The 22,047-nt window shown below is 57.0% G+C and carries 18 protein-coding genes; 2 read left to right on the top strand and 16 right to left on the bottom strand.

The window, feature by feature from the left end:
• Positions 1-11: 11 nt before the first annotated feature.
• Positions 12-1,679: a glycoside hydrolase family 13 protein gene (locus tag HRQ60_RS04265; RefSeq protein WP_172194399.1), complete on the bottom strand. Its 1,668-nt coding sequence runs from the start codon at positions 1,677-1,679 to the stop codon at positions 12-14.
• A 298-nt stretch (positions 1,680-1,977) separates the two neighbouring features.
• Between HRQ60_RS04265 and HRQ60_RS04260 the strand changes: the two genes are divergently transcribed.
• Positions 1,978-3,987 (top strand): GTP-binding protein, encoded by a 2,010-nt coding sequence (locus HRQ60_RS04260; protein ID WP_343044608.1) that lies wholly within the window; start codon positions 1,978-1,980, stop codon positions 3,985-3,987.
• A 530-nt stretch (positions 3,988-4,517) separates the two neighbouring features.
• Here HRQ60_RS04260 and HRQ60_RS04255 read toward each other — a convergent pair.
• From HRQ60_RS04255 to rpiA, 7 genes are all read right to left on the bottom strand, one after another.
• Entirely contained in the window at positions 4,518-7,658 is a 3,141-nt protein-coding gene (locus HRQ60_RS04255; RefSeq protein WP_172194398.1) for an MMPL family transporter, read from the bottom strand.
• A complete protein-coding gene (locus HRQ60_RS04250) occupies positions 7,655-8,143 on the bottom strand; it encodes a MarR family winged helix-turn-helix transcriptional regulator (RefSeq protein ID WP_172194397.1) in 489 nt (162 codons plus the stop codon). Before HRQ60_RS04250 ends, HRQ60_RS04255 begins: the two co-directional genes overlap by 4 nt.
• A 186-nt stretch (positions 8,144-8,329) precedes the next feature.
• Positions 8,330-8,758, bottom strand: coding sequence for a GNAT family N-acetyltransferase (locus HRQ60_RS04245; protein WP_172194396.1), 429 nt, complete (start codon positions 8,756-8,758; stop codon positions 8,330-8,332).
• A 73-nt stretch (positions 8,759-8,831) separates the two neighbouring features.
• Positions 8,832-10,508 carry an ATP-binding protein gene (locus tag HRQ60_RS04240; RefSeq protein ID WP_172194395.1) on the bottom strand — a complete coding sequence of 559 codons (1,677 nt, stop codon included), beginning with the start codon at positions 10,506-10,508 and terminating at the stop codon, positions 8,832-8,834.
• Entirely contained in the window at positions 10,498-11,628 is a 1,131-nt protein-coding gene (locus HRQ60_RS04235) for a cobalamin-dependent protein (protein WP_172194394.1), read from the bottom strand. Before HRQ60_RS04235 ends, HRQ60_RS04240 begins: the two co-directional genes overlap by 11 nt.
• A 156-nt stretch (positions 11,629-11,784) precedes the next feature.
• Positions 11,785-12,426, bottom strand: a complete 642-nt coding sequence (locus tag HRQ60_RS04230) for a GNAT family N-acetyltransferase (RefSeq protein WP_172194393.1) — start codon at positions 12,424-12,426, stop codon at positions 11,785-11,787.
• Positions 12,423-13,100: a ribose-5-phosphate isomerase RpiA gene (gene rpiA, locus HRQ60_RS04225; protein ID WP_172194523.1), complete on the bottom strand. Its 678-nt coding sequence runs from the start codon at positions 13,098-13,100 to the stop codon at positions 12,423-12,425. The genes HRQ60_RS04230 and rpiA overlap by 4 nt, the downstream gene beginning before the upstream one ends.
• A 268-nt stretch (positions 13,101-13,368) precedes the next feature.
• Here rpiA and HRQ60_RS04220 point away from each other — a divergent pair, with 268 nt between their 5' ends.
• The gene (locus HRQ60_RS04220) at positions 13,369-14,442 is read left to right on the top strand and encodes a S8 family peptidase (RefSeq protein ID WP_172194392.1); all 1,074 of its coding nucleotides are present in this window, start codon (positions 13,369-13,371) and stop codon (positions 14,440-14,442) included.
• Between the two features lie 179 nt (positions 14,443-14,621).
• Here HRQ60_RS04220 and HRQ60_RS04215 read toward each other — a convergent pair whose 3' ends face one another.
• From HRQ60_RS04215 to HRQ60_RS04180, 8 genes are all read right to left on the bottom strand, one after another.
• Positions 14,622-15,182 carry a YfiT family bacillithiol transferase gene (locus HRQ60_RS04215; protein ID WP_172194391.1) on the bottom strand — a complete coding sequence of 187 codons (561 nt, stop codon included), beginning with the start codon at positions 15,180-15,182 and terminating at the stop codon, positions 14,622-14,624.
• Positions 15,183-15,196: 14 nt separating this feature from the next.
• Complete coding sequence (fumC, locus tag HRQ60_RS04210) at positions 15,197-16,576, bottom strand: class II fumarate hydratase (protein WP_172194390.1); 1,380 nt, start codon at positions 16,574-16,576, stop codon at positions 15,197-15,199.
• A 173-nt stretch (positions 16,577-16,749) separates the two neighbouring features.
• Positions 16,750-17,460 (bottom strand): YjjG family noncanonical pyrimidine nucleotidase, encoded by a 711-nt coding sequence (locus HRQ60_RS04205; RefSeq protein ID WP_172194389.1) that lies wholly within the window; start codon positions 17,458-17,460, stop codon positions 16,750-16,752.
• On the bottom strand, positions 17,457-18,170 hold the full coding sequence (locus HRQ60_RS04200) for a uracil-DNA glycosylase (RefSeq protein ID WP_172194388.1): 714 nt from the start codon (positions 18,168-18,170) through the stop codon (positions 17,457-17,459). Before HRQ60_RS04200 ends, HRQ60_RS04205 begins: the two co-directional genes overlap by 4 nt.
• 90 nt (positions 18,171-18,260) lie before the next feature.
• The gene (locus HRQ60_RS04195; protein ID WP_172194387.1) at positions 18,261-18,680 is read right to left on the bottom strand and encodes a TFIIB-type zinc ribbon-containing protein; all 420 of its coding nucleotides are present in this window, start codon (positions 18,678-18,680) and stop codon (positions 18,261-18,263) included.
• Between the two features lie 583 nt (positions 18,681-19,263).
• On the bottom strand, positions 19,264-20,118 hold the full coding sequence (locus tag HRQ60_RS04190) for a VOC family protein (RefSeq protein WP_172194386.1): 855 nt from the start codon (positions 20,116-20,118) through the stop codon (positions 19,264-19,266).
• Between the two features lie 211 nt (positions 20,119-20,329).
• On the bottom strand, positions 20,330-21,301 hold the full coding sequence (locus tag HRQ60_RS04185) for an acetylxylan esterase (RefSeq protein ID WP_172194385.1): 972 nt from the start codon (positions 21,299-21,301) through the stop codon (positions 20,330-20,332).
• 28 nt (positions 21,302-21,329) lie between these two features.
• A complete protein-coding gene (locus tag HRQ60_RS04180; protein WP_172194384.1) occupies positions 21,330-21,893 on the bottom strand; it encodes an O-acetyl-ADP-ribose deacetylase in 564 nt (187 codons plus the stop codon).
• Positions 21,894-22,047: the final 154 nt, after the last annotated feature.

Raw genomic sequence — 22,047 nt, 5'->3', positions numbered from 1 at the left:
GCCGTCTAAGCTTACTTGATCGCGTACACTCTCGCTTCGTAAGGACGCCATGTTCCAAGACCCGCTTCGTCATCGCCGTAGTTTCCGACAATCAGCGAAGCTTCACGGTCCGCCAATCCGGCCGGCCATTCGAACGGAGTGGATTCCGTAGAGAAGTTAAGCACGATCAGCCAGGTTTCTTCGCCGAGCGTACGCGTATACACATACAGCGTCTCGTGATCCGGCAGCAGCAGCTCGTAATCGCCGTACGTCATGATTTGGTGTTCTTTTCGCAGCGCGATCAGCTTTTTGTAATAATGGAAGACCGAATCGGGATCGTCCAACTGCTGTTTGGCATTGATGGTCTTGTAGTTCGGGTTGACCCCAATCCATGGCGTGCCGGTCGTAAAGCCCGCATACTCGCTGTCGTCCCACTGCACCGGCGTACGGGCATTGTCGCGTCCTCTCGTCTGGATCGCTTCCATGACCGTGCCTGGATCGGCTCCGCCGTGCGTGACGCGCTCGTTGTACATGTTCAAACTCTCGATGTCTTTGTAGTCGTCGATCATCGGGAACTTGACGTTGGTCATGCCGAGTTCTTCGCCCTGATAGACGTAAGGCGTCCCCCGCAGCGTATGCAGCAGCGTGGCGAGCAGTTTGGACGATTGAACGCGGTATTCGCCGTCATTGCCGAATCTCGACACCATACGCGGCTGATCGTGGTTGTTGAGGTACAGGCTGTTCCAGCCTTTTTCCGCCAGTCCGACCTGCCATTTGTCCATGACGGCTTTGAACTGCGGCAGTTTCCACGGCACGATATCCCATTTGCCGCCCGGTCCGCCGTCCAGACGCATATGCTCGAACTGGAACACCATCTGCAGCTCGCCGCGCTCTTCGGCCGTGTATTTTTTGGCTTCTTCGACCGTAACGCCCGGCATTTCACCCACCGTCATGACGTCGTATTTCGACAGCACTTCTTGGTTCATCTCCTGCAAAAACTCATGGATGCGCGGTCCGTCCACGTAGTACATGCTGCCGTCCGCGATCGGAGCGGTTCCGTTCGAAGGCAGGCCTTCCACTTTGGAGATCAGATTGATGACGTCCATGCGGAATCCGTCCACGCCTTTGTCGAGCCAGAATTTCATCATGTCGTACACGGCTGTGCGCACCCGCTCGTTCTCCCAGTTGAGATCCGGCTGTTTTTTGGAAAAAAGGTGCAGGTAATATTGTCCGCGCTGCTCGTCGTATTCCCAGACCGGCCCGCTGAAGAAAGACTCCCAGTTGTTCGGAATGCCGCCGTCCGGAGCCGCGTCGCGCCAAATATAGTAATCGCTGTATTCGCCGTCGGCGTTCTTGCGCGATTCCACGAACCACGCATGCTCGTCCGACGTATGGTTGACGACGAGATCCATCATCAGTTTGATTCCGCGCTCGTGCAGACCGGCAAGCAGTTCTTCCCAGTCCGCCATCGTGCCGAATTCGTCCATGATGTCTTCGTAGTCGCTGATATCGTACCCGTTGTCGTCGTTCGGCGATTTGTATACCGGCGACAACCAGATGACATCCACGCCAAGTTCCTTGAGATAATCGAGCTTCAAGATAATGCCCCGCAGGTCGCCTACCCCGTCTCCATTGCTGTCCATGAAGCTGCGCGGGTAGATCTGATACACAACGGCTTCTTTCCAAAATGTACGTTCCATGCGCGTTCATTCCTCCCGGTATTCGCTATCGCCGGCTGCCCGTGTTCAGGCGGACAACCTTCGTCTTTACCCATTTACCCAGAAAGCGGAAGATTGAGCGGCCCAATGGCAGACTTTAAACATTCGGTGCCTAAACGGACAGTTCTTTCTCTTAATCTTCGCACGAACCGAAACCGCTTATGACGCGACTGCCGTTTGTATCCAAGCTTCGGGGCGGCGAACCGACGCCCCGGGCCTCCGCCGTGGTACAATAAAGACTCCGAACCACAGCGGTTATCCGGCATCCAATTTTGACAGAATCGAGGGGTTTCTTATCTCAAGCGTTTATTCCGAAGTCCGAAATATCGGAGTCTTTGCCCATATCGATGCGGGCAAGACGACGACAACCGAACACATGCTGCAGCGCAGCGGAAGTATCCGCGCGGCCGGCAGCGTCGACGAAGGCACCACTTCCACCGATTCGCTTGATATAGAGCGGGAACGCGGCATCTCCGTAAAAGCGGCTTCCGCGTCGCTGATCTGGAAAGGAACTCGGTTCAACTTGATCGATACGCCCGGTCACGCCGATTTCCTGGCCGAGGTGGAGCGCACGCTGGGTGTGATGGACGGCGCCGTGCTGATCGTATCCGCCGCCGAAGGCGTACAAGCCCAGACGGAAGTGCTGTGGCAGGCGCTGCGCCTGCTGAACGTGCCGACTTTGATCTACGTCAACAAGCTTGACCGGATCGGAGCTTCATTCGAGCGGACGCTTGGCGATATCACCCGTCTGCTGTCTCCGTCGGCACTGCCGGTGCAGCGGCCGTTGTATGGCGAAGACGGAGCTTTTACCGGGACCGAGACGTTATGGGCACACGCTTCCGATTCTGCTGCTCCTGCGCAAAACGAAGATTTGGCGTTCCGCACCGCCGCGGCCGAGAAGCTGGCCGAGTTCGACGAAGAGCTGCTGCTGCGCTACGTCGAAGGCGATATCCCGGATGCCGACGAGGCAGCGAGCAGGATTGCGGAAGGAACCGCCGCCAGCCAGGTCTTCCCGGTGTGCTGCGGATGCTCGCAGCGCGGAGTCGGCATTGAGGAGCTGCTCGATGCTATGCTGGCTTTCCTGCCTACTCCCGCGCCCAAGCCGGATCTTGCGGGCATCGTGTTCAAAGTCGAACGGGATCGCGCCATGGGACGCGCTGTCTGGATTCGCCTGTACGGCGGAAGTTTGCGCAACCGCGATATCGTGCGAATGCACGGCCGGGAGAGCGAAGAGAAGATCGCTCAAATCCGGGTACTCGACGGCTTGAAAAAAATCGATACCGGCGAGATCTCAGCCGGCGATGTTGCCGCCGTGTACGGTCTGAGCGAAGCGGCGATCGGCGATATCATCGGCGATCCGGCGCTTGTTCCGAAGACGCCCCAGCTCGCTGTACCGCTGCTGACGGCCCGGGTCCTTCCCGAAACCGATACCGATTATACGCGCACCGCCGAAGCGCTGCGCGAACTGACGGATGAAGATCCTCTCCTCGGCTTGGCCTGGATGCCGGAGCTGCGCGAACTCCATGTGCGCATGATGGGCGCTATTCAGCTCGAAGTACTCGGAAGCACCCTGCGCTCGCGCTTCGGTCTAAACGTCGACTTCGGTCCTCCGGCCGTGATCTACAAGGAAACACCGGCGCAGCTCTGCGAAGGACGCGTCGCCTACCTCGCTCCCAAGCCGTGCTGGGCGATCATGCACTTCACCGTCGAGCCGGGCGAACGCGGCAGCGGGCTGGTCTACCGTTCGCTTGCCCGCGCCGACGACATCCTGCCATCGTATCAAAACGAGGTCCGGCGCCGTGTCCCGGAAGCGCTCAAGCAGGGATTGTTCGGTTGGCAGGTCACCGATCTGATTGTTACGCTGACTTACGGCCAGAGCCACGTCTGGCATACGCACCCGCTCGACTTCGTGATCGCGACGCCCATGGGCATCATGAATGCGCTGGCCTCCGGCGGCACCAAGCTGCTTGAGCCTGTCCTGCGCTTTCGCATTTCGGTGCCCGAGGCCAATGCGGGCCGCGTTCTCAGCGATTTGTCCCGTATGCGCGCCGAATTCGACCCCCCTTTCGCGGAAGGCGAACGATTCTACATCGAAGGCCGGATTCCGGCCGCCACTTCGCTGGACTACGCCGTCGAACTGCGCTCTTTCACTTCGGGCAAAGGCATACTGACCGCTTCTTTTGACGGTTATCAGGAAGCTCCTCCCGGAACCGAAGCCTCACGCCGGCGAGTCGGCGTCAATCCGCTGGATGAAGCGGCGTATATCCTGAGCGCGAGAGGCGCTTTGTAGATAGAAGCGGCAGTCTGGGAAGGGGGCTCAACTGTGGGCAGAAGAGCCGGGCGGAGATTGGAGGTAGAGACGGCAGGTGGAGACGGCGAATGCCTATTCATCGATTCCCGGTAAGGCGACGAATCCCGTTAATTCGGTGAACTCTTCGCTGATCCGCCGAATGGGAGCTGCTCTGTCCTGTTCTCGTCCAAATAGCTGCGTAGGAACCGTTATTTACCTCCTTCTGCCTGCTCCTGCTCAAATAGCTGCGTAGGAACACCTATTTAAGCGAAAAACGAGTCAAAGCCCCTTTTCACGCCAAATAAGTGTCGTCACGCCGTTATTTTTGATTCAATCGGCTGTTTCGCAAAAATAAGTGTCTTCCTGCAGTTATTACGGCAAAAACCTGTCTGTCAGCTTTTGTCCACGGTTTGGTAAATCAAAAAGAGCCGCTCCCCTATGCCGGGGAAGCGGCTTTTTGTTACTTTTATCTTTCGCAGGGGGACTACGCTCTGATTCTTACAGGTTTTAAGTCCCCGCTTCCAAGTCTTCTATCTCTCCCCGTCTTCCTTCATCCGAAACGGCCACCAGTTGGCTTTGCCGAACGTCTTCACCATCACAGGCACGAAGAAAGGCAGCATGAACAGGGCATAGATTACAAGTCCCGCCAATACGACCGTGGCGATCTGCATCATCGAGAGCACGCCGGACGGAATCATCGAAGCGAACGTTCCGCTCAGAATCAAGACGGCCGACAAGATGACCGTTCCCATATTGCGCATGGCGTGTACAATCGCTTCTTTCGGATCGAGGTCGCGGTGCTCGTTGAAACGGTCCATCAGGAAGATGCTGTAATCGACTCCGAGTGCGATCAGCATAACGAAGCCGAAGAACGGCGTCGTCCACGTAATCCCCGAATAGCCGAGCATGTTCACGAAGATGGCTTCCGTTACGCCGAGAGCGGCGTAATACGTCACAAACAGCGAGAGCATGAGGTACAGCGGCATGATGATCGAGCGCAGCAGCAGAATCAGAATGATCAGGATCCCGCCCATCATCAAGTACACGGTACGGCTGTAATCCGCATTGGATACGGTCTGCAGATCGGCAAATGTACTCGTCACGCCGCTGATTGCCACATCGGCCTGTTCCAGTGCCGTATCCTGTGTACCGCGGTCGACCGCGGCGCGGATATCGTCGACTTTGGCCAGCGCTTCGGTGCTGTACGGATTGTCCGCCAACACGACGTCAAGCGTCATGATCTTGCGGTCTTTGGACATGTAATTGTCGAAGACCTGCTGGAAATCTTCATTCTCCAGCGCTTCCTGCGGAATAAACCAACCGCCCAGCTCGGAGTCGGAATTTTCCTGCAGCTGCGTCAGATAGTCTTCCGCCGAACCGAGGCCGTCTCCGACTTTTTTGAGACCGTCGACGCTCTGATCGAGTCCGTCCGTCAGCTGCGTCAGCTGGTCGGACAAATCGAGGAATCCTTGGCCCAACTGCTTCTGGCCGCCCTGCAGCTGATCCAGGCCGCCGGTAATCGACGGTACCTGTCCGACGATCTCACCCTGGCCGTCGGCAGCCTGGTTCAGGCCGCTTTGCAGCTGTTCGATACCCGCAATCAGCTGATCGAAGCCGCCCGTCAATTGGTTCTGGCCGTCGATCGCCTGCGCGTATCCCTGATTGGCCTGCCCGATTCCGGCCGCAACCTGCGTCACCTGACCCTGAACTTGGCCGAAAGCGTCGGCCAGTGCCGCAGCTCCCTGACCGGTCTGGGTAACCGTGCCGCGAATCGTCAGATAATCGGCGTCCTGCAGCAGTGCCGGGAATTTCTGTTCCAAGCTGCCGAAGCGGCTCTGAACACCGGCAAGCGCGCCGGACAAAGCGTTCAGCTGGTCGCCGATTTGGGACATGCCGCCGTCAAGCGCCGTAAGCCCTGTACCTACCTGCTGATACCCGCTCAGCAGCTGCGCGTGCGCATCGGCCAACTGCTGCGCGCTTGCTTTCATCTGCGCAAGTCCCGTCTGCAGGTCACCCGCGCCGGAAGCGCCGGATCGGATACCGGTCTCGATCTGCGCCAAGCCGTCGCCGAGCTGCGTGACGCCGGTCTTCAGCTCTTCCGTACCGCTGACCAGCTCGTTCGCTCCGTCTGCGGCTTCCTGGATCTGCGGCGCATTGTCGCTCAGCTGTTTGCTCGCATCGGACAATCCGTCTTGGATTTTGGTCAGGCCGTCGCCCGCTTCGCCCAGTCCTTCCTTCAGCGTTCCGGCCTGATCGGCCACGCTGAAGTCCGAAATTTCTTCGCCGGTCGGACGGCTTGCGCTGCGTACGCTGTCTACGCCGTCCACTTTCGATACCTCACGGCTGATCCGTTCGGCGATTGCGACATATTCGGCGTTATCCATTTTTTGATCGTTTTGAATCACGATCTTGGCCGGCATCGCCTGTCCCGCGCCGAAGCTGTCCGCAATAATATTAAAGCCCTGTACCGATTCGTAGTTGCCCGGGATTTCTTCCAGACTGTTGAACGACAGCTTGCCGCTGTACGTCAGCAGGAAAGGCAGCGTAACGGCCAGCACGATCAGCATCGCCGCCCACGGCCGTTTCATCGAGAAGCGGCCCGCCCAGCCCCACAGCCGGTTTTCGCTGTGGCCGATCGCTTTGCGCGAAGGCCAGAACAGCTTTTGTCCGAGTACCGCCATAAAGAACGGCACGATCGTTACCATCGCCAGCAGCATGACTGCGATACCGACGGCAACCGCCACGGCGGAGCGGTACAGCATGAACTGCGACAAACCGATTGCCGCGAAGCCGACCAGCACCGCAAGTCCCGATACGATAACGGTGCGTCCTGCGGTCCGGTACGTTTCGACGATCGCATCCCACTTGTTATCCGTATGGCCCATCTCTTCCTTGAACCGGCTGATGAGCAGAATGCAGTAGTCCGTCCCGATCCCGAACATCACGGCAACCATGAAGATCTGCGTAAAGTTCGACAAAGGGAAATCGAATCGGTCCACGAGGAACGAGACGATACTCTGGGAAACGATGTAGCTGAGTCCTACGGTCAGCAGCGGGACAAACGGTGCCACGACCGACCGGAACACGAGCACCAGAATCAGCAGGATAAAGACGACGGTAATATACTCCGACTTCTTCAAACCTTCTTCCGAACTGCGCACCGTATCTTCGTTGATCAGCGATTGGCCCGTCAGATAATGCGCGACTTCGTAAGGAGCCAGCGTTTCTTCGAGTCCGCTTTGAACTTCCGCCGCTTCGCCTTCCGCCACTTCGGCGGTAAGCGAAACGAGAATAGTCTGCCCGTTGGCCGAAATCATCTGCTCTTTCAGCTCCGGCTGTTCAAACGGACTGAGAATTGACGTGACATGCAGCTCTTTTTTGTTTTTCTCGACTGCGTTTACGGCCTCTTCGGCCTGCTTCTTCTCCGCGGCGGTCAAACCGTCGGGATTGTGGAATACGAGCGCGATCGTTGTTCCTTCCGCTCCGCCTTCCTGGGCGGCCAGCTCGCGGAGAATCGCCGAAGCTTCGGTCGACGTATAGCCTTCGGGTACGGAAATCCCGCCTTTTTCCCGAACCAGATCCGACATCGACGGCGCCGTCAGGAACAATCCGACCGCTGCCGCGATCCAAATCAGCAGGACCAGCCACCTGGCTTTCAGTATGGTTCTCATTCTTTCTCTCTGCCTCCGTCTTCAATGACCAGTCGGGCCAGCTTTTCGAATGCCGACATGACCATTTCGATTTCTTTTTGTTCAAAATGACTCAAATAGCCGCCGACCGATTCCGAGATACGCCGCTCGACCTGCTCGGCGATTCGCTGCCCGTGCTCGGTTAACGACAAATAAACTTCCCGGCGGTCTTCTTCGCTGCGCGTTCGCTCGATCAAACCTCGGTCCACCAACCTTGTCACGATTGCGGTAATGGAACTTTTGACCACTTTGAACGTTTCGGCCAGTTCCGACGAGGTTCGGGGACCGCACTGCATAATGTGTTGAAGCAGATAATACTGATCGTTCGTCAAGTCTTCCTGCATTTGTCTGCGCACGACCAATCCCATCTCTCTTTCGATGGCCAGCCAGGATTCAAGAAACCGATTGATCAGCTTTTTGGCGTCCACGGCCGGCAGTTCGGGATCTTTGCGAATCCGTTCGTCCATCCTCTACTCCTCCTTTGCTTATGCGAAGCCTGTCCGATTAGCGGCACAAAACAGTTCGATAATGAAATTGTTCGACAGTGAAACTATAAAGGTTTTGACTATTGCTGTCAACCCGGCGATATGCGGAATCCGGGTAGGCAAAAAGCCTTTTCCCTTAAGGAAAAGGCTGGATCAAACCTACCGAAACTATTCTTCGTCTTCCGTCTCGTATAGGCAGTGAAACCGTTCGAGTCCCGCTGCGCTTATCCCCAGGCTCATCACGGAAAATCCGACGCTGCGATAGAAATCCACCGCTTCCTCGTCGGTTTCCACGACAACGCGTTCCGGACGTTCACGGACCATGAGCTCGAGCAGCATGCCGCGTCCGTATCCGAGTCCGCGGCTGCCGGGATCGACAGCCAGATGCGTAATCGTCAATTCGTTGTCGGAGCCGGGTCTGAAACCGATGATGCCCAGCATTTCGCCTTTTTCAATATAAGCGAGCAGCTCCGCATCCTTTTCCTGTTCATAGAAGGCAATCGCCCGCTCCGTATGTTCCGGATCGGGAAAAACCGACAGTTCCAGCAGTGCGGCGACTCTCGGGTCGCGCGCTTGTTCTTTTACCGATTGCAGCATATTGATCTCCTCTTCTTGTAAGTTCCCGGTGTAGGCACGGCGCTCCAGACGAAACAACCGGTCTGCCCGGCGTTCAGGCAAACCGGCGCAGTTCCGCGCAGGCGGCTTGGTAAGCACCCTGCAGCTTCGGCAGCACGTCTCTTGCTTCTTGTATACAGTCCTGCCGAAGCGCATGTTCGATCCGTTCCAGCATGCGGGAAAAATGGTTCACGCCCAGACTCAAGCTGCCGGACTTCAGGTTGTGGGCAACTCGGATCCCCTGTTCGAACGCTCCGGCCAATACCCATTCTTCGAGGCGTTCAAGTTTCCCCGGCGTTTCCTGCTCGTATACTTCCAGAAGCGCGCGGAGAACCTCCGGCTCTTCGCCTTCGTCAAGTCCGACCAGCTCCTGCACAACGACAAGATCAAGAATCGGCTCGGCTTCTTTGGGGATCCATTTTTGCAGCATGGCTCCCAGCGCTTCGAGATTGACCGGCTTGCCCAGAAAATCGTTCATGCCGGCTTCCAGACAGGCTTCCCGCTCGCTGTCGATCGAATCTCCCGTCAAAGCGATAATCGGAACGGGTCTGCGCGAAGCTTCGTGCTCCAGCTCGCGGATCCGCCGCGTCGCTTCGATCCCTCCCATCACCGGCATTCTCTTATCCATCAGAATCAGCGCATAAGAGCGGTCAAGAAACGCTTCCACGGCGGCCTGGCCGCTGCTTACGATCTGCACGGACACAAGTCCCAGTTTCTTGAGCTGCATCCCGATCACCCGGCTGTTAATCGGATTGTCTTCCACGACAAGGATCGGAATATCCGACGCGGGCATTCCAAGCGAAGGAACCGCATGGAGCGAAGCTGCCGACGCCTCCGGTGTTTCGACCGGCGGAAGCTTCACTTCGAACCAGAAAGTCGAGCCGGCATTTTCCCGGCTGAACACCCCGATCTCGCCTTTCATCGTATCGACGAGCGACTTGCAGATCATCAGGCCAAGTCCGGTCCCGGCTTTGGTTTTGCCCGCTTCCGTCTGCGAATAGGGCTTGAACAGTTTGGAGAGATTCGCCTCCGAAATGCCGATCCCGCTGTCTTGAATCTCAAAGCGGATACTCTCGGCATCCTTCGTTCCCGGGCGTATATCGATCCGGATATCGCCTTCTTCCGTAAAAGCATTCGCGTTGTGGACGAGATTGATCAGGATCTGGCGCAGCCGGGTCGGATCTCCGTGCAGCGTCGAGGCGATCGAAGGATCGATCCGGTAATCGAGCCGATTGCGCTTGGCATCGACTTTGGGCTTGAGCAGTTCCGCCACGTGAGCCACAACCGTTCTCGGATCAAACGGTTTGGCTTCGATGGTCAAGGCACCCGCTTCGCTTTTGGACAGGTCCAGCAGATCGTTGACCATGCCGAGCAGTTCGGTCGCGGACTCATCGATCAGCTCGGTCCATGCTTGCTGCGTACTGCCGAGCGCACTGCCGCGAAGCAGCTCCGTGATGCCCAGAATCGCATTCATGGGCGTACGGAATTCGTGACTGATCATGGCCAGGAAACGATCTTTCGCTTCGTTGGCTTTCTCGGCCTCGCGCACGGCTTCCTGCAGCTCCCAGTTGCTCTTGGCAAGCTGGCGCTGAAGCGTGACCAGCTCGTTATTCATTTCCGAAAAATCGTTCAGTATCCGCTCTTCCTTCAACTGTCCGCGGACGATCCGGTCGTTGAGTCCTTCCACGATCGCCTGCAGGCGTTCGATTTCGCGCCGTCCTTCAGCTTCCAAGCCCCTGTCCTCCTTCTTCCTCCGCAGCCGTGCCCGTCTGACCCCGCACTCTTTCCCGGCGTCTGCGGTTTGCGGTCAGGCGCTCGGCTTCGGCAAGCGCTCCTTCGGCGTCCGGAGCATATCCGTCTGCTCCTACGCGCTGCCACAACAAAGGGTCGACGTTGAAAGGAAGACCTCCTACCATAATGAGCGCATCGGCCGTCCGTTCGTCGGCGCGCAGATTCGCGATCAGTTTCTTCATTAGACGCACATGAAACGTCATGGTGGCCGACAGCGCCACGATATCCGCTTTTCGCTGTGCGATCAGATCCATCAGTTTGTCTTCGTCGATACTTGTCCCGAGATAGTGGGTATCCCACCCTTCCATCTCGAATACGTCGGTCAGCATCCGAAGTCCGATTTCGTGCTTTTCTCCGCCCACGCAGGCCGATACGAGCGTACCTTTGCGGCTCTGGCGTTCGGTGCCCAGCCAGCGTGCATACAGCCTCGACATCGTTCCCTGCGTGGCGGCCGTGCAGTAATGTTCATCGCCCACGCTGATCTGCTGGGTCTGCCACAAACGTCCCACTTCGTACTGGGACGCCTGGAAAATATACCGGTAAATATCCCGGATCGTTTCTCCCCGTTCGATCAGTTGGTCGATCAGCGTATTGGCGCCCACGCGGTCGCCGCTCAGCAGCGCATCCAGATACATCCGGCTTTCCGCTCCCAGCGAGTGCTCTTTGTTCAGAAAAGAAGGCACTTCGCCCGCTTCGACCGTTCGTGCGATACCCCTATTAAGAATCCGGATCGTGCGGTCTGTCCATTCGTCTTTCTCGGAAGCTCTTACCCGGTCAAGAATCAGCTCGAGCTTTGTCCGGATATCGGCTTCGGTCAAGCCGTATCCCGCCAGCAGCTGTTTGAGCCACCCGACATAATGCACGAACAGGGAAGGGCTGTCCATCCGTACGCTCTCGGCCAAATAATGCAGCGTATAGACCGTATCGCGGCGGGACTTCTCGAATCCCGGCTTCCCGTAGCGCTGCATCAGATCCGGTTGAATCTTGTATTGGTGCTCCGTGACTTCAAGTGCAAGCCCTTCTATTTCGTCCAGCAGCATTTTTCCTTGTCGCAGCGTCATTTCGACACCCCCGCTTCAGCGGGAGGAAACGCCGACAGATTTTGATCTTGATGGGTCATTCGCGTATCCCTCCCGGTTTGTATGTCCGTCGATCCCCCGTTAAAACCTCGGGTCCATCTTCCCATACCCAGAAAAGATACGCAACTTGACAAACGATTATCGATCGGCTGCAGATCCGTATAAAGCTTCCCATTCTTCGCGCAGCACGCCCATCCGTATGGAATCGTACAGCTCTCCTCGCACGATCCGGCAGCGGCGCATTCTTCCTTCGATCTGCATGCCGATTCTTGCCGCAGCGCGCATCATCCGCTCGTTGCCCGACCAGGTCGTGATGCCGACCCTCGGTACGTCGAGGCGTTCGAACAGATAAGCCACATACAGCCGCAGCGCCTCCGTTCCACAGCCCCTCCCCCAGGTGCCGGATCGGTACAGCAGAATCCCCGTTTCCAGCCAATTGGAAGGTTCGTGTTCCCAATAAGAAGTAATAACGCCAAGCATCAGGCCTTCCCGGGTTTCGACCAGCAGACGGCGTTCCCACGGCAGATTTCGCGCGCGCTGTTTCTCGTACCCCTGTACAAATTCTTCAAAAGTCTCCTGCGTTTCTTCCGCTTTGTAATAGGGAGCATCCCATTCGGCCCATTCCCGATCGGTATCCGCATAGTGGAGATCATACAGTTCGCGGTAATCCGCAGGGACCACCGAACGCAGGCGAACCTGCTTCCCTTCCAGAATCGTTTGTCCGCCGTTTGCCTGTACCGGCTTCGAAGCGTTGGATGTTGTTTCGTTTGGTCTGTTCATAGGGAAGAGCGGCTTATCGTGTCGATGCTTCCGTCTGCACGGCCTACGATCACCGTATGCGCCATATCGACGAACAATCCGTTTTCGACCACGCCCGCAATCGCATTGAGGCTCGCGTGCAGCGCAGCCGGATCGGTAATCGGAACGCCGCCGCAGTCCGCAATGTAATTGCCGTTGTCGGTCACGTAAATTTCCCCGTCCGCCATCCGCAGTTCCGGCTTCAATCCCAGGGAGCGAAGCGCATCCAGTGTCCATTCATGGGCAAAAGGCACGATCTCGACCGGCAGAGGGAACGCGCCAAGCGTATCGACCCGCTTGTCTTCGCCGACAATGACGAACATTTTGTCGCTTCGAGCCGCCACGATCTTCTCGCGCAGCAGCGCGCCGCCTCCGCCCTTGATCAGTTGAAGCGACCGGTCCACCTCGTCCGCTCCGTCGATCGTGATATCGATTCTTCCGACCTCCGCAAACGGCACAATCGGAATCCCCAGCGCAATCGCCTGTTCTTCCGACCGTTTGGAAGTCGCGACCGCGCGGATGGTCAGGCCTTCCCGCACCCGTTCGCCCAGCTTCTCGATCGCGTAATAAGCCGTCGACCCCGTTCCGAGTCCAACCGTCATTCCGTCTTCTATCGCTTCTACCGCCCGTTCGGCAGCCAATTTCTTCGTATTCATCTCCACCACTCCGTTCCGATTCGCCATTTTTGGAAAAAGTCTCCCCGTTCATTGTAAAGCAAATGTTTTTGTCGAAACAGCCTTTTTTGTTGTGATCCGAAAGCTTGTTTGCTTCGTATCAGAAGCAACCGCAATTTTTGTCGAATTTAATTGAAAAATTAAATATTTTCTCTAATTCTGTATAAAATCCTCTTCGGGAATCGACATTTTTCCGATAATAAAGAGTAAATAAAGTCGAAAATTGTAACTAAAAGGAGAATCACGAGCCATGTACCCATCCCACGCCAAGAAAATGTTCACTTTTTTCATTATAGCGGCTGTTTCCTTGCTGGGACTGCTCGGTTTTTCTCTGCTGACACCTATACAGCCGTTCTCCGCGGCAGCGAACGTTGAAATTTCGACATCCGCCGCTGCCGGCCGGATCCAAAGCACCGTATCCGATCCGTCTTCGTCGGCTTCTCCGACTTCCAGGATCAAACAAGGTTCGTGGGGGTATGCTGCAATCGATACTTCGGCTGCCCGGAAGGCCGGTTACACCGGCGCGGGAATCAAGATCGCGATTCTCGACACAGGGATCTCCAGCCGGTCGGGACTTGCGATTGCCGGCGGGATCTCTACGGTCGAAGGCGTCTCTTCCTACGAAGACGACAACGGACACGGCACATTCGTAGCGGGCATTATCGGAGCCAAGAACAAAGCTTACTCCGGCATTGCCCCGGACGCTTCGCTGTACGCCGTCAAAGTGATGGACAAAGCGGGCAACGGGTCGGTCGAGTCACTTGCTGCAGGGCTGGAGTGGGCGATCGGTCAGCAGATGGACGTTATCAATCTTTCCCTGTCTTTCCCGCAGCAGTCGGACACCGTGCAGCGTCTGCTCGATCAAGCGGCCGATGCGGGCATCACCGTCATCGTGGCCGCCGGCAACTCGGGGCTGCCGGACGGAAGCGGCGATACGCTGGCTTTCCCTGCCAAATCGTCGGAAACGATCACCGTTGCGGCCGTGGATTCCGGGCTGAACCGGGCAGGATTCTCCGGAACCGGCAGCGGTGTCGACCTGGCGGCTCCCGGCGTCGGTATCGTCAGCCTGAGTATGTCGGGCAAATATAAAATCGGCGAAGGCACATCCGCGGCGGCTCCTTTTGTCAGCGGCATGGTCGCCGTATTGAAGCAGGCTTACCCGGATCTCGGCGAAGATCAGATCCTCGAAGCCCTTCAGCAAAGCGCCCAGGATCTGGGTACAGCCGGGCAAGACAGCCAGTACGGATTCGGCCTGGTCTCGTTCGACCGGCTGTTCGGCGAAAATTCCGTGATCGAATCCATTCCGGTGCCCCTTCAGCCTTAAGAATCGGCCGCCCCGAAGCACCCGTATAGGCTCTACGAAGCGGCGGGTCTTGGACACCAATCCTATCAAAAAGGACCTCAGACTTTCCGGATGCGGAAAGTTCTGAAGTCCTTTTTTGTCTGCCGGTTTATGCGGCTTCGGGATGCGGGCTTATAAGGATGTTCTGACGGTCCGAACGGTCAGCGCCAGCCCGAGCGTTCGACCAGCGAAACGATCTGCGCCGTATGGTGCCGGCCGTGCCAGGCATAATGTTCGGTCTGTACGCCAAGCGGAGTCCATTTCTCCGATTGGGGATGGTAGAAGCTCCGGTTCCACTGCTCGGGCGTCAGCGACTCGAGCAGGAACGTCCAGCGGGTATGCAGTCCGCGCAGAATCAGCAGGGACGCGCCGACGGCGAGACCGGAGGCATCGGGCTGCTCCGCCCAAATTTGTTCTTCGTAAGGTTTGACGGTCGGCTTCTCTTCGCTTAGCGCAAGCTTGAGCCGCATATAGGCGTTCATATGGCTGTCCGCCAAATGGTGCACCACCTGCTTGACGGTCCAACCGCCAGGGCGGTACGGCGTATTGAGCTGCTGCTCGCTCAAGCCTTCGATCGCCGCTTCCAGCCGATCCGGCAGACGCCGGATTTCTTCGATCCAGGCTTCAAGCTGCCCGGGTTCGAACGTGTCGATCTCTGCGGGTCTTCCGACCGGATAACGAATAGGCTCCAGTTCGGCTTCACTCGGGAAAGGTTCGGTCATCTCCAGGCCTCCGATCAAATCATTTTTTTCGGATCGACGTAACGGTCGAATTCTTCTTCGGTCAGCAGACCTGTCGACAAAGCCGCTTCTTTCAGCGATGTTCCTTCGGCGTGGGCCTTCTTCGCAATCTTCGCCGCGTTCTCGTACCCGATATGCGGATTAAGCGACGTGACGAGCATCAGCGAATTGCCGAGGTTGTGCTGAATCTGGTCGAGATTGGCTTCGATGCCCACGGCGCATTTGTCGTTGAACGCGAGCATGGAATCGGCCAGCAGGTTGACGGACTGCAGGAAATTGTAGATCAGGACCGGCTTGAACACGTTCAGTTCGAAGTTGCCCTGACTGGCGGCGAAGCCGATGGTCGTGTCGTTGCCGAACACCTGGGCGACAACCATCGTAATCGCTTCCGGTTGGGTCGGATTGACTTTGCCCGGCATGATCGAGCTGCCCGGCTCGTTCTCCGGAATCCGGATCTCGCCGAGACCGCTGCGCGGTCCGCTGGCCAACCAGCGCACATCGTTGGCGATCTTCATCAGATCGGCCGCCAGCGCCTTGATCGCACCGTGCGTATACACCGCTTCGTCGTGGCTCGTAAGCGCATGGAATTTGTTCCGGGCCGAAGTGAATTTAGCCTGCGTAAACTGCGAAATGTACGCCGCCGCGCGGTCGCCGAATTCCGGATGCGCATTGATGCCGGTGCCAACCGCCGTGCCGCCGATCGCAAGCTCCTTCATATGCTGCACGCTTTCCTTGATCATCGTGCCGCTTTTCGCAAGCATCGCGGACCAGCCGCTGATTTCCTGGCCGAGCGTCAGCGGAGTCGCGTCCATCAGATGCGTTCGTCCGATCTTGATCACGTCTTTGAAAGCTTCCACTTTCTCGTCGAAGGTCGCTTTGAGTACCGCGATCGCCGGCAGCAGTTTGTCCTCGACAGCCGTGACGCCGGCTACGTGCAGCGCGGTCGGGAACGTGTCGTTGGAACTCTGCGACATATTGACATCGTCGTTCGGATGAAGACGCTCGTCGGTACCGCCTTTGCCTTCGAGCAGCTGGTTGCCGCGGTAGGCGATCACTTCGTTGACGTTCATATTGGACTGCGTGCCGCTGCCCGTCTGCCAGACCACCAGCGGGAAATGTTCGTCCAGCAGGCCTTCCAGGATCTCGTCGGCCGCCTGGGCAATCGCTCCGGCTTTGTTTTCCGACAACTTGCCCAGATCACGGTTCGCAAGCGCTGCCGATTTTTTCAAGATGGCGAAGGCGCGGATGACTTCGGAAGGCATCTTCTCCTGGCCGATCGGAAAGTTTTCTTTACTGCGCTGCGTCTGTGCCCCCCACATCTTGCTTACGGGCACTTTCATTTCACCAAGCGTGTCTTTTTCGATCCGATAATCCAAAATCCGTCTCCTCCTTCATCGCTATCACAAAATGGTCACATTCCAAGTTTAATTGTAGCGTTTTCAAGAGTCAAAAAGAAAGGGAATCCTCCAACAATTTTCGCCGGCGGCGGCCGCATTGCCAAAAAGCGCTGCGGCGCGCCATCATTACCGGGTGCTTGAACGTTGATCCTTTACGCCGATCGGCCGTTTCCTTCCAGCAGCAGGGGGATGAGTTCGGTCAACTGCGCGATCTCGTAGGTCGGGGCAATACCGCTGTTGTTGGGCAGACGTTCGGGATTGTACCAGCAGGTATCGATGCCGTATTCGTATCCTCCCCGGATATCCGAAGACAGCGAATCCCCGACAATAAGCGCCTGCGATTTGTCCGTGCAGCCGATCTTTTTCAACGCATAATCGAAAATAGCCGGTGCCGGCTTGGCGGAACCCGCATCGTCGGACACGACGATATGATCGAAATAAGCTTTCAACTCCGAACCTTGGATCCGCGAGAACTGCACGTCGCTGACCCCGTTGGTGATAATCGACAGGTCGAATGCCGGCTTCAGTGCGTCGCACACCGCCCGGGCATCCGGCGTCACAAACGAACCGGCCGCAAAATACCGCAGATAAGCCGAGGCAAATGCCTCCGAGTCGCCGTCAACGCCCAGCTGCGCAAACAATCGCCGGAAACGTTCGCCGCGCAGCTCATTCTGGGTAATTCGGTTCTGCTCGTAATCGGTCCACAAAGCGCGATTAATCGCCGTATAACACGCCAGGCAGCTGTCGAAGTCCGTATCCCAGCCGTCTTCCTTCATCGCTCCGGCCAACGCTTCGCGTTCGCAGCGGCGGAAATCGAGCAGTGTATCATCCGCGTCGAACAAAAGATATCGGTAAGGCTTCATGTCGTCGTTTTCCCTTCTTCCTTCAATTCTTCCGGCATATCGGGCAGACACCAATCGATCTCCGGCAGCCCGCGGGAACGCAGAAACTCATTGGTGCGGGAAAAAGGACGGCTGCCGAAAAAGCCCCGTTCCGCCGAACGCGGACTCGGATGCGCCGACTTAATCACAAGATGTCGGCCGGCGTCGATAAACGCTCCTTTTTCCTGGGCGCTGCGTCCCCACAAGATGAATACGGCCGGCTGTTCCCGCTTGTTGATCGCCGCGATTGCCGCATCCGTGAACGTCTCCCAGCCCAGGCCCTGATGCGAAGCCGCCAGGCCCCGCCGCACGGTCAATACATGGTTGAGCAGCAGAACGCCCTGTTTCGCCCAGGGTTCAAGAAATCCGTGCCGTACCGGTTTGCAGCCCAGATCGTCATGCAGTTCGCGATAAATATTGTCCAGCGAGGGCGGAACGGGTCTGCCGGGCTGAACCGAAAAGCTGAGTCCGTGCGCCTGATTCGGTCCGTGGTACGGATCCTGCCCCAAAATAACGACGCGCGTATCGGCAAAAGCCGTCAAATGAAAAGCGCTGAAGATCCGATACATGTCCGGGTATACGGTTTGGCTGCGGTATTCGTCCGCCAGCCTGCGCCGGAGTTCCAGATAATACGGCTTCTCCATTTCGGGATGCAGAATCTCCGCCCAATCGTTCGCAAAAATCGGTTTCATGTCTTGGTCTTCCTTTCCTCGCGGCGGTCGATCGGCGTAACCAAAGCTCGCCGCCGGGTATTCGGGCCTTTGCTCTGCGGCGCTTGTTCGTCAAGAAGGCTCGATCGCGGCTCCGCAGTAATCGCATACCGTTTCGGTGCCTGCGCGAATCGTTTTGCGGCTTCCGCAGGCACGACAGACGGCGACGGCCAGTCCCGATGCGCCGGCCTTCGGACGCGGCGCGTTCGTACGGTAGATGTCATTCGTCGAAACCGGCTTGACCAGATCGATGGGGCTGCCTGCAGCCTGTCCGTTCACCGTCCCCAGGCGCTTGCGCTTGGCCCGGCGCAGGATCCACGATCCAAGCAGCAGAAACAGCACACCCGGCAGCACAAAAAACAGAGAAAACCCGATCGCTGTCGTTACGGTCGAAGCTCCGACGCCCGGCTTCCACGTATCGAGCACGAACCAAATCCCCATGGCGATCCAATAAACGCTGAGCGTGTTGATTAGAATCCCGACCACTCTCATCGCGGCTCCCCCTTTTTTCTCCGGATCCCGCCTTGTCGACGGTTTGTCCGTTCAAATTATACAGCAGCCCGGAAACAAAGAAAACGGCTTTCCCCCAAAGGGAAAGCCGCCAACGTGTCGAGAAAGTCTAATCCTAAATGAAGCGAGGAGGCGAAGGGAGAAATTCAGTGTAGGAACGACAGTGTTCGCCTTTGAAATCGGGGAAATTCCGCTAAAATTTAATCCTTTTCCCCGATTTCAACACGCGACCGGAATGAATTTCTCCCGCAGCCGACGAGCTTCTACAACGAATAGGACTTTCTCGACAACCTGACGGCTTTCCCCCAAAGAGAAAGCCGCCAACTTGTCGAGAAAGGTCTGCTTCCGAATGAAGTGAGGAGGCGGAGGGAGTAATTCAGTGGAGGAGCGCCAGCGTTCGCCTTTGAAATCGGGGAAATTCCGCTAAAATTTAATCCTTTTCCCCGATTTCAACACGCGACCGGAACGAATTTCTCCCGCAGCCGACGAGCTTCTACAACGAATAGGACTTTCTCAACAGCCTGACGGCTTTCCCCCAAAGGAAAAGCCGCCGTTATATTTTCGGTCAGGCGAAACGCAGTACGGCACGGTTGCCGAACGGATCGAGCGCCGACGGACCTTCCGGCGTATTCGCCACTTCGATCCCGGCTTCGCGGAGCGCTTCGACCGCTCGGTCCACTGCTTCCGCATCCGGGTATTCGATCGTAAAATAGCTCAGGCCGACCGCGTTGGCGGGAGCTGCCGGAGCACCGACACCCGCCCAGGTGTTGAGCCCCATATGATGATGATACCCGCCTGCCGAGACGAACAGCGCACCGCCGCCGAAGTGCAGCACCACATCGAAACCGAGTCCGTCTACGTAAAATTTGCGCGCAGCCGGCAGATTGCCGACATGCAGATGAACGTGTCCGATCACCGTTCCGGCTGGCAGCCCGTTCCAGGCTCCCGCAAGCTTCAGCAGCGATTCCACGTCAACCGGATCGCTCGCCATGACATACTCCCCTTTGGCGTCCGTCTGCCACTGCGAGCGCGGACGATCCGCGTAAATCTCGATGCCGTTGCCGTCTGGGTCATTCAGATAAAAAGCTTCGCTGACCAGATGGTCTCCCTGGCCGATACTCAGTCCGTATTCCGCCAGATGGCGCAGCGTTGTGCCGAGTGCTTGACGGCTCGGCAGCAGGATGGCGAAATGATACAACCCCGTGACGCTCTGCGGCGGCAGAATTTGCGCATCCGCCACCTCTTCGATGCCAAGCAGCACGCCGCTGCCTTCCACCCCAAACTCGGCCGTTGTTTCGGTACGGTTCGTCAATTTCAGACCGATCACTTCGCTGTAATAGCGAACGGAACGTTCAATCTGGCTGACTTTCAGCTGTACGCGCCCCATATGGGCATCCGGATGTATCGAATAGCGATTCATAAAGATAACCTCCTAATTTTACTTATAGTATTTTTTGTTTCGCATGAGTAATATTATTGATAGATCCATTTTAACTCATAAGGTTACAAAAGTAAAGTAGATGATTTAAATAAACCTAATAATTACGAATCGGTGTATAAAAAAGAAGCCCGGGCCGGCGGAAATATTCCGTCTTTGCCCGAAGCTTCGGTGACTGCGCTGGTTTGGCGATTCAGGATAATCCTGCATGCCGGGTCAAAAATTCCATCGCCAAACGATTCTGTCCATCCGACACCCAATGGCCGTCGAACGGATAGACGTGCATCTCTTTGCCTGAACCGATCCGGTTGTACGCCGCATAGACCGTCTCGGGCATGCAGCAAGGATCTTTTAATCCGCACGATACCATCACCGGAATATCGATCCGATGCGCCAGATTGAGGTTATCGAAATAACTGAGCGTATCCAGCACGGCTTCCAGATGCTCGGGATGCTTGCTTACGAATGCTGCCGCTTCCGACAGGGAGCTGTTCGAATTGAGAATGCCGAAGTCCATATGGCACATGTTCGGGATATGGGCAACCGCCGCTTTGGGCACGGAACTGAGCGCAGGCACGATCAGCGCAAGACCTCCGCCCTGACTGCCGCCGAGTACAAAGACCCGCTCCGAATCCGTTTCCGGCTGTGCCGATGCCCATTCCGCCGCGCGGATCGCGTCGATCGTGATCGCCCGGTAGTAAGCCGTTTCACGGTCCAGGATACCGGGCGTCAGCCAGCCTTTGACCGCGCCGTAAGGCTGGGCCAACCGGTTTCCCGTATCGCCGCTTTGTCCGCGGACATCGATCGAGAGTACGGCAAATCCCATCAGGATGTAATGGGCAAAATGCTCCGGCATACCTTTGCTGCCTCCGTATCCGTGGTAATGGACAACGCAGGGGAAAATCGGATTCGATTGATCCGCCGCGGCCGGCTTCGGTGTCAGATACCAGGCATGCAGCGGCGTATCGTCTGCTCCTTCATAGGTAGTCCGGTAGACGTTCATGCCGCTCATCGGGGTCGCTACAAGCTCACGCGTTCCATTCAGCGGCTTGTCCGCATACTCGGCCAGAGTCGATTCCCAGAAAGCGTCCAGATCCCGCTTCGCCGTGAGGGACGGGCGATAGCGCTCCAAATCCTGAATTCTCGTTTCGATCGCGTTGGTCATCGTTTTACTTGTTCTCCTTTTTGCCGCTTTATCGGTCTTCCCGCTCCAGCAGGCTCCGGTAAAGTCGTTCGTTCTCTTCATCGTAGCAGACGAAAGCCACTTCTTCCAGAAACGTTTCGATGGAATCCGCGGAGGGATTGACCAGCAGACTGCGCACCGCAGTCCAAGCCGTTTGGGCCGCCGCTTCTTTGGGATATCCGTAGATGCCTGTCGAAATATTGGGGAAAGCGATCCGCTTTGCACCTGCCGCCCGCGCTTCTTCGATACTTCGGATATAGCAGCTGGCCAGCAGCCTTTCTTCTCCTTCATTCCCGCCCCGGTATACCGGTCCCACCGTATGCACGACGATATTCGCGGGCAGTCGGCCGGCCGTCGTGACAACGGCGTCGCCCGTTTCGCACCCTCCCTGCCGGCTGCGGATTTTGCGGCCTTCCTCCAGAATAGCCGGTCCGCCGGCGCGATGAATCGCTCCATCCACTCCTCCGCCTCCAAGAAGCGAAGAATTCGCCGCATTGACGATAGCATCGGTCTCGTATTGCGTAATATCGCCCCGAACGATTGCGATCCGGGTTCCCTGTATGATTCGCTGCATGTCTTTGCCTCCTTGGAGTTTGTCCGATCTTTTTCTTTCCCCGATTCGGACAGGTACGAACCGGCTTCAACTGACGGCGAGGCTGTCAAAAGGGATCGAACCTCTATGCAAAAAAGCCTTTCGGCTTCGACCCGGTATTCGCCGGGTTGTCTGC

Origin of the sequence: Saccharibacillus qingshengii (assembly GCF_013185195.1) — a bacterium.
In the GTDB taxonomy this organism is placed as follows: Bacteria; Bacillota; Bacilli; order Paenibacillales; family Paenibacillaceae; genus Saccharibacillus; species Saccharibacillus qingshengii.
This window is presented reverse-complemented; position numbering and strand designations above follow the sequence as displayed.

Excerpts from the sequence above, each read along its gene's own strand:
- HRQ60_RS04265 (WP_172194399.1), bottom strand. The coding sequence starts at position 1,679 with ATGGAACGTACATTTTGGAAAGAAGCCGTTGTGTATCAGATCTACCCG.
- HRQ60_RS04220 (WP_172194392.1), top strand. The coding sequence starts at position 13,369 with ATGTACCCATCCCACGCCAAGAAAATGTTCACTTTTTTCATTATAGCG.
- HRQ60_RS04230 (WP_172194393.1), bottom strand. The coding sequence starts at position 12,426 with ATGAACAGACCAAACGAAACAACATCCAACGCTTCGAAGCCGGTACAG.
- HRQ60_RS04235 (WP_172194394.1), bottom strand. The coding sequence starts at position 11,628 with ATGACGCTGCGACAAGGAAAAATGCTGCTGGACGAAATAGAAGGGCTT.
- HRQ60_RS04195 (WP_172194387.1), bottom strand. The coding sequence starts at position 18,680 with ATGAGAGTGGTCGGGATTCTAATCAACACGCTCAGCGTTTATTGGATC.
- HRQ60_RS04205 (WP_172194389.1), bottom strand. The coding sequence starts at position 17,460 with ATGAAGCCTTACCGATATCTTTTGTTCGACGCGGATGATACACTGCTC.
- HRQ60_RS04255 (WP_172194398.1), bottom strand. The coding sequence starts at position 7,658 with ATGAGAACCATACTGAAAGCCAGGTGGCTGGTCCTGCTGATTTGGATC.
- HRQ60_RS04215 (WP_172194391.1), bottom strand. The coding sequence starts at position 15,182 with ATGACCGAACCTTTCCCGAGTGAAGCCGAACTGGAGCCTATTCGTTAT.
- HRQ60_RS04245 (WP_172194396.1), bottom strand. The coding sequence starts at position 8,758 with ATGCTGCAATCGGTAAAAGAACAAGCGCGCGACCCGAGAGTCGCCGCA.
- HRQ60_RS04180 (WP_172194384.1), bottom strand. The coding sequence starts at position 21,893 with ATGCAGCGAATCATACAGGGAACCCGGATCGCAATCGTTCGGGGCGAT.
- rpiA (WP_172194523.1), bottom strand. The coding sequence starts at position 13,100 with ATGAATACGAAGAAATTGGCTGCCGAACGGGCGGTAGAAGCGATAGAA.
- HRQ60_RS04250 (WP_172194397.1), bottom strand. The coding sequence starts at position 8,143 with ATGGACGAACGGATTCGCAAAGATCCCGAACTGCCGGCCGTGGACGCC.
- HRQ60_RS04185 (WP_172194385.1), bottom strand. The coding sequence starts at position 21,301 with ATGACCAACGCGATCGAAACGAGAATTCAGGATTTGGAGCGCTATCGC.
- HRQ60_RS04200 (WP_172194388.1), bottom strand. The coding sequence starts at position 18,170 with ATGAAACCGATTTTTGCGAACGATTGGGCGGAGATTCTGCATCCCGAA.
- HRQ60_RS04190 (WP_172194386.1), bottom strand. The coding sequence starts at position 20,118 with ATGAATCGCTATTCGATACATCCGGATGCCCATATGGGGCGCGTACAG.